Here is a 2,850-nt window from a genome sequence, read left to right on the forward strand (position 1 = left end):
CGATCCTCAAGGAGCGCGCTGAGCACTACAACAATGGCTGGTTCGATTTCCGCGCCGACGATCGCTTCTGGTTCGCCTATGGCCAGCTCTATGCCTATTACGGGCTGATGAAAGGCGCCGAGGCCGATTTCGAGGACGTGATCAACGAAAAGCACCTGCAGAGCCTGTGGGACACGATGGACTCGCAGTTCGTCTCGGCGCTGCGCATCCAGCCCTTCATCATCGCCAATGGCCGCGAGGATGGCTGGCTGTTGCCGAATCACCTAACGACAATTGGCTTCTACATGTTGCGCGTGCGCTCGAACCTGGTCGAGATCAGCAACGTTCTTGCGCAGTAACTCGGTGGATGAAGCGCTCGAGGGCATCGAGGCATTGGGACCGGTAACTTCTCTGGGGTGAGCGCGGCCACGATTTGTTAGCGCCGACTGGGCCATCACCGTTACTTTGTTTAAGGCGGCGGCGATGGCGGTGGAATGGACGATCACGATCGAGAGCAGGAACGAATTCGGCGATGTCGAAACGAGGTCCGGATCGACAAAAGCGATGAGCGTCCGCGTGGCGGAGACCTTGACCTGTCGATCGAGGATGGCAAGAAGATCATGACCGCCCTGCAAACAGTGGTCGCGACCTAGGAGGCGAAAACCTACACCCTGTTTCGACGGGTCTGTCCGGATTGCCACAATTTTCGGCCAGTCAAGGACTATACGACGCGTCGAATTCAAACGGTGTTCGGCACAGTGGAGGTTCGCAATCCCCGCTGGGTGTTGTGCCGGGATTGCCATCCAGGGATGGACGCCGCATCCAATGATCGAGGTTCCGACCTGTTGAGGGAAGTGCATGAATGGACCGGCTTTGCGGATAGCTTCACGCATGTTCGCACCGGCGACGTCCCAAGAAATGTCTCGGCCATGCTGGCCGGCGTACTGGCGGATGCGACCAACCTTGGTCCGAAACGGATGGCCAGCGCGTCCAAAGGCATCAGCGCTCACCAGATCAGTTGGATGAGAACCTTCCATGCACGGTCGGAGACCTACCGCGCGGCGCAGGCCTGCGTGACGGACGCACACACCCGCCATCCGCATTCTCGCCTTTGGGGCAATGGCACGACGTCATCATCTGACGGCCAATTCTTCCGCGCGAGCGACCGAGCCGCAAAGCGCGGCGACATCAATCTGCATTACGGCAGCGAACCCGGCTCAAAGTTCTACAGCCACCTTTCCGATCAGTACGGCTACTTCAGCATTCTGCCCATCAGTCCGACCGAAAGTGAGGCTGCTTATGTGCTCGATGGGCTATTCGATCAGGACACGGTCCTCGACATCCAGGAACACTTTACCGATAGGGGCGGCGCGAGTGATCACATCTTCGGTCTGTTCGCCCTCATAGGCAAACGCTTCGCGCCGCGACTGTGCAACCTCAAGGACCGGAAATTCCACACGTTCGAGAAAGGCGATGCATACCCGGCGCTGTCGAACCACATCGGCGCGCCGATCAACACCACCCTGATCCTCGAGCACTGGGATGATCTCCTCCATCTGGCGGCGTCGATCACCACGCGATCCTTAGTGCCGTCCACGATCCTGAAGAAACTATCCGCATCTCCGAAGGAAAGCCAACTCGCACGAGCGCTACGGGACTCGGCCGGGTCGAGCGATCGCTGTTCATGATCGAATGGTACTCAAGTTCGGCGCTACGCCGGCGTTGCCAGGCCGGCCTCAACAAGGGTGAGGCTGCGCATAACCTGAAGCGCGCCGTTTTCTTCCACGAGCGTGGTGAAATCCGTGACCGGTCGTTCGAAAGCCAGGCGTTCCGCGCCTCCGGCCTCAACCTCGTCGTCGGTGCGATCGTAGGAATACGGTCTATATCGAACGGGCCGTTACCTACTTACGCAAAACGCATCGCGAGATTCCGGATCATCTGCTCAAGCACGTATCGCGGCTGAGTTGGGAGCACATCAACCTGACCGGCATCTACACCTGGGATGCAGAACATCAGATGCCTGAAGGATTCCGTTCGCTCAGACTTCCGGCTCGGTTACGCCACGCCGCATGACGTTCATGCTCCGTTCGACGTTAGCGTGTCGCTGGGAACGGTTCTTGTTCCGACCCCCTACTCGCTGGGTTACACAAGCAGCCAACTGTTCCGACGGGTCCTATTTCCCCAGGTGGCCCTCACGGCAATTCCCGAGCTGACCACCTCGATGATGGTCATCATGAAGGCGCTTTCACTCGGATTCGCCATCGAGGTCGTCGATATCTTCGCGCAGTCCCAACTGACCGCCGCGCTGAACTTCTACTACCTCGAAGCCTTTGTGATTGCCGTCGTGATCTACATGGTGATCGCCTATGTCGTCATACAGATCGCCGACAGGCTGGAGCAATCCCTCCGGGTGTGGACGTGAGGCATGCATGTGGGACAGGATCGCCAAGCTTCGGGATTACTCTCGTCACGGTAGGGGCCGCCGACCGTCGCGCGCGCTGGGCGCGCTATTTCTCATCGCCGTTGGCCTCTATGTCGGATACCATGGCTGGACAGGACTATCCGCCGCGGGGGCCTGATGCGCTCATGCTTCAACCCAAGACCGCAATCCGAGATAGCGAGCCAATCATGAAATCCGAGACAGCAGCCACGGAAAGCGTTGAGCCGGCGCCTAAGACGGTTCCATCGGGTTGGCGAGTGTTGATGACGCGCGAACGCTGGACCGAAGTCGCGCGCATCCTTTTTACCGGCTTGATGGCGTTGCTGTATTGGCAGCAGCTCATTCCAATACAAGCCTTGTGGGTGGCGGTTGCCATCGGCTTGTATCCGCTCGTCAAGACCGGCGTCGTTGATCTCGTAAAAGAGCGCAAG

Annotated in this window: 4 protein-coding genes and 2 pseudogenes; all 6 read left to right on the top strand. The window is 58.8% G+C overall.

All coding sequences use genetic code 11. The features are described 5' to 3' along the window. Positions 1 to 338 (top strand): DUF2333 family protein (locus tag X773_RS0140580; protein WP_031213464.1); only part of this gene is annotated, 338 nt, incomplete at its 5' end. 135 nt (positions 339 to 473) lie between these two features. Beyond that, the gene (locus tag X773_RS77160; RefSeq protein ID WP_023680935.1) at positions 474 to 632 is read left to right on the top strand and encodes a hypothetical protein; all 159 of its coding nucleotides are present in this window, start codon (positions 474 to 476) and stop codon (positions 630 to 632) included. 156 nt (positions 633 to 788) lie between these two features. Then, positions 789 to 1,942: pseudogene (locus X773_RS73305) on the top strand (transposase). Further along, positions 1,906 to 2,052, top strand: a complete 147-nt coding sequence (locus X773_RS79235) for a hypothetical protein (RefSeq protein WP_280952151.1) — start codon at positions 1,906 to 1,908, stop codon at positions 2,050 to 2,052. The pseudogene X773_RS73305 and the gene X773_RS79235 overlap by 37 nt, the downstream one beginning before the upstream one ends. Before the next feature lie 58 nt (positions 2,053 to 2,110). Continuing rightward, a pseudogene (locus X773_RS0140595) lies at positions 2,111 to 2,401 on the top strand (ABC transporter permease subunit); the annotation flags it as partial. Positions 2,402 to 2,607: 206 nt separating this feature from the next. Next, a partial coding sequence (locus X773_RS0140600; protein WP_198023681.1) for a hypothetical protein occupies positions 2,608 to 2,850 on the top strand: 243 nt, incomplete at its 3' end.

Origin of the sequence: Mesorhizobium sp. LSJC280B00, from assembly GCF_000502835.1 — a bacterium.
In the GTDB taxonomy this organism is placed as follows: domain Bacteria; phylum Pseudomonadota; class Alphaproteobacteria; order Rhizobiales; family Rhizobiaceae; genus Mesorhizobium.